This window comes from bacterium (genome assembly GCA_028821235.1).
GTDB lineage: Bacteria > Actinomycetota > Acidimicrobiia > Spongiisociales > Spongiisociaceae > Spongiisocius.
Genome location: JAPPGV010000110.1, coordinates 1 through 3,837, shown reverse-complemented (window position 1 = coordinate 3,837; position 3,837 = coordinate 1). Strand labels below are relative to the sequence as shown.

Genomic DNA, 3,837 nt, shown 5'->3' with positions numbered 1-3,837 from the left:
CCTCCGGGCCGGCCGAATCGATCGATGAGAGCCTTCAGGCCGGTGTAGGTGCTTGACGATATGGAACATACGAAGAGGGTGTGACACTCTCGACCTTCGTAGCGAGAGCGCGAAAAAAAGCATCCGCCGACTCCCCGGCCGGTGACTACGAGCCGGCCACCGCTACCCTGCGGTCGTGGCCGAGTCGAACCACTATCCGCCTACCGACACGGCGCTCACTCCTCCCCCGGAGAATCCAGGACGGCGGCGGATGCCGACGGCTTGGAAGCTCGCCGCCGCCGCCATGGCGGTCATCGTCATCGCCGGGGCGGCGGTGCTGACCCGTACCCCCGATCCGCCACCCGGCGATGCCACAGATACCGGATCCCTCTCGATCGATGTGGCGGGATTCCCCAGGGGCCCCCTGGCCGGAGAACCCGCCCCCGGTATGTCCGTCGCGCTGTTCGACGGGTCCAGGTTCGTGATGTCCGAGTACCGATCCACCGACGGGCGGCCCCTGGTGCTCAACCTGTGGGCCAGCTGGTGTGCCCCCTGCCGGATCGAGATACCGGAGTTCTCGCGGGTGGCGGAGGAGAATCCGCAGGTGGCGTTCCTGGGCGTCGCCGTGGAGGATGCTCCCGGGCCCGCCGAGAGCTTCGCCGCCGAAGTCGGTGCGTCCTACCCGCTGGGAATCGACGACAGCCGCAGCGTCACGGACAACTACCCGTTCGTAGGGCTCCCGGTCACCTACCTGATCGGGGCGGATGGCCTGATCACCCGGCAAATCAACGGCCAGATCAGCGGCGCCACCTTGAAGGCTTTCATCGACCACGACTTCGGTTCTCCATAGACCCCGAATCGGCCGCCTGGAACCTCCGTATCTAGCTGGACTCCAGGCGGCGGAAGTCCCGTTGCCAGTAGAGGAGCGGGCGACCGGGGTCGTATCGGGCGGCGTGTTCTACGTGGCCGATGAAGATGGTGTGATCCCCCGCCTCGGCCGACTCGACCGTACGGCACTCGAGGCAGGCGAACGAGTGCGAGGGCAGGGACAGACCGGCCCCCTCGTACCGGGGCGCCCGCACCGGCAGGCCGCGGAACTTGTCGGGGTCCTTCGAAGCAAACCGCAAGGCGATGTCGGCGGTGCCCTCCCGGAGCATGTTGACCGTGAACCCGCCCGCCGCCCGCAGAGCCTCGATGCTGTGCGAGGCGTGGTCGATGCAGATCAGCACCAGCGGAGGGACCAGGGACACGGAGGTGAATGCCGACACCGTCAGCCCGTGGTGGCGTTCGTTCCAGTAGCTGGTCACGACCGTCACGCTGGCCGCGAAATTGGCCATGATGTCGCGGAAGGCATCCTCCACGTTGACCGGGTGCGACGGCATCAGCGGTGCTCCTTTCCGGACGGGAGGGTAGCCACCGGATCGCCTAACCTGGTCACAGGCGGTGGCCGATCCTCGGGTCGAGACCGCCCTCGCCCTGAGGCGTTGAGGTCGCCGTGCATACGCGGCTTTAGGCCCGGACCTGGGCCAGGATCGTGCCCCACTCCTCATCGGTCATGGATGCCGGCACCCCTCCGGCCGGATAGAGGCCCACCCGGTCCAGCAACCCCTCGTAGCGAGCTCTGACGGCCGCCCCGAGCCGGTCCACCGGCGCCTCCACCGCCACCTCCGCGACCACCTCATCGGGGATCAGATCGGCCATCCTCTCCCAACGTCCCGTCCTCGCCAGCGCGGCGAGGCCCGGACCGAAGTCCCAGCCATGAGCATCGAGGACCCTCCGATAGGCCGGCGTGGAGGCGTAGAAGGCGATCTGCTGCCTGACGCCCAGCCGGGCCTCCTCGATCTGGCTCTCGTCACGGCCGGTTACCACCATCACAGACGACGCCATCTCCACCTGATCGAGTGAGCGCCCGGCCGCGCCCGCACCGTCGCGCATGGCCGGGAGGGTGACCTCCCGCAGGTACCGGACGGTGTGGAAGGGATGGACGTGGTAGCCGTCGCACACCTCTCCTGCCAGCCGCGACATCCGGGGGCCGACCCCTGCTATGTGGATGGGTACGTCCGGATGGGCGATCGGTCCCGGATCGAAGAAGGGTGTCATGAGCGTGTGCGAGTAGTGCTCACCCCGGAAGCGAAGGCGGGTGCCGTGCTGCCAGGTGTCCCAGATGGCCCTCAGGGCGCCGATGAACTCGGCCATCCGCTCCACCGGCCGGCCCCAGGGCATCGAGAATCGCCGCTCGATGTGGGGCTTCACCTGGGGACCCAGACCCAACCGGAACCGGCCCCCGGTGAAGGACGCCAGATCCCAGGCAGTCTGGGCGACCACCATCGGCGACCGGGCGAACGCCACCGCCACCGAGGTTCCGACCTCGACACCCGGGGCTGCGGACGCGGCGGCCATCACCCGCAGGAACGGGTCGTGGGAAATGTCGGCCGTGAAGACCCCGTCGAAGCCGAGGGCCCGGGCCCGCGCAGCCCGTTCCGCTACGGCGCCGAGCGGGCTGTCCTCCAGGTGGTAGTCGATCTTCAAGCCAACTTCCTTCGCTACACGGCGGTCTGCCAGGCGAGGCTACAGCAGGAACTGTGCCCGATCCCGGTGCATTCCGGGGCCGAGTACCATGGGGGATGAGGTCCTCGCCATCGGAGGTGGCTCCGGGACCGGTGGATGACAACCGAGAAGAGATGGGCCGTCACCATGAAGAGGTTGCTGAAACTGTTCGCCTTCATCGGGGGAATCGGAGCGGTGGGTTGGCTGCTCCAGAACCGAATCGTGACCGTGACCATGAGCCGCGAACCGAGAGAGCCCGAGCTAGCACCCGAGCCCTCTGCCGCCAGTCCGGATTCTCCGAAGATCCAATTCACGGCGGAGGCGCGGGTGAATCTAGGCCGCGAGGGGACTACGCCCGAGCCCGAATCCGCGACCACCGCTCCCGCCGAGGAAGCCGCGGAGAACCCGCCACCGGACGAGGACTAGCTACCCGACACCCGCCTTACGGGGCTGTGCTTGATCAGTTGACGGCGCCGAAGCCGCCGCCGGTGTGCCAGAAGACGATGTGGTCGTCGGGACCGAACCTGCCCTTGCGGATCTCGTTCTTCACCCCGTACATGGACTTGCCGGTGTAGGTGGTGTCGAACAGCAGGCCGGTCAGCCGGGTGGCCTCCACCATGGTCTCCACCAGCTCTTCTGTCACCCTGCCGTAGCCGCCACAGAGGTAGTCGTCCACGTACCGGAGGTTCGGCTGCGGCATGTCGCCCCCGAAGGTCTCCACCCCGGCCTTCCAGATCCGCTCCACCCGTTCGATCAGGTTCTCGGCAGGCTCCGAGATGCATAGGGCCACGACCGGACTCTCGAAACCGGTGCGGTCGGCGCCCCAGCCGAAGCCGGAGGTGGTGCCGCCCGAAGATCCGGTGTGGTACACCGCCGCCACGTCGGCGCCGATCACGTCAGGGATCTGACCGACGAACTCGCGGAAGCCCAACGACATCCCCCACATACCCAGCTTGTCGGACCCGCCCTGGGGGATCACCCACGACTTGCGGCCCTGCTCGGCCAACTCCGCCTCGTCCGCAGCCATGATCTCGTCCCTGTCGGGCCACTGCGCCTCGGAGATGTACTTGATCTCGGCGCCGGCGAGGGTATCGATGCGTAGGTTGGCCACCGAGACGTTCGGCTCGTTCCCGTCCGGGGTACGGAGCACCAGCCGCACATCGAGCCCGAACCGGGCGCCGGCCAGCGCGGTGGCCCGGCAATGGTTGGACTGGTAGGGGCCGCAGGTGATCACCGTGTCACAACCGGACTCCATGGCCGCGGCCATGTGGAACTCCAGCTTGCGCACCTTGTTGCCCGACAGGCCGAAGC

5 protein-coding genes are annotated in these 3,837 nt (G+C 67.7%); 2 read left to right on the top strand and 3 right to left on the bottom strand.

Annotated elements, in window-relative coordinates; genetic code table 11:
- Positions 1-250 precede the first annotated feature (250 nt).
- Positions 251-829: a TlpA disulfide reductase family protein gene (locus OXK16_11810; protein MDE0376625.1), complete on the top strand. Its 579-nt coding sequence runs from the start codon at positions 251-253 to the stop codon at positions 827-829.
- A gap of 31 nt (positions 830-860) precedes the next feature.
- Here the strand turns inward: OXK16_11810 and OXK16_11805 are convergent, their stop codons facing one another.
- A complete protein-coding gene (locus tag OXK16_11805) occupies positions 861-1,361 on the bottom strand; it encodes a flavin reductase family protein (GenBank protein MDE0376624.1) in 501 nt (166 codons plus the stop codon).
- Between the two features lie 127 nt (positions 1,362-1,488).
- Positions 1,489-2,508, bottom strand: coding sequence for a TIGR03617 family F420-dependent LLM class oxidoreductase (locus OXK16_11800; GenBank protein ID MDE0376623.1), 1,020 nt, complete (start codon positions 2,506-2,508; stop codon positions 1,489-1,491).
- A 135-nt stretch (positions 2,509-2,643) separates the two neighbouring features.
- Between OXK16_11800 and OXK16_11795 the strand changes: the two genes are divergently transcribed.
- Positions 2,644-2,952 (top strand): hypothetical protein, encoded by a 309-nt coding sequence (locus OXK16_11795; protein MDE0376622.1) that lies wholly within the window; start codon positions 2,644-2,646, stop codon positions 2,950-2,952.
- 34 nt (positions 2,953-2,986) lie between these two features.
- Here the strand turns inward: OXK16_11795 and OXK16_11790 are convergent.
- Positions 2,987-3,837, bottom strand: an 851-nt coding sequence (locus tag OXK16_11790; protein ID MDE0376621.1) for a pyridoxal-phosphate dependent enzyme, incomplete at its 5' end; no start/stop codon positions are given.

What these genes read in the sequence shown, in the direction of transcription:
- OXK16_11805 (MDE0376624.1), bottom strand. Translation starts at nt 1,361, where the DNA reads ATGCCGTCGCACCCGGTCAACGTGGAGGATGCCTTCCGCGACATCATG.
- OXK16_11810 (MDE0376625.1), top strand. Translation starts at nt 251, where the DNA reads ATGCCGACGGCTTGGAAGCTCGCCGCCGCCGCCATGGCGGTCATCGTC.
- OXK16_11795 (MDE0376622.1), top strand. Translation starts at nt 2,644, where the DNA reads ATGACAACCGAGAAGAGATGGGCCGTCACCATGAAGAGGTTGCTGAAA.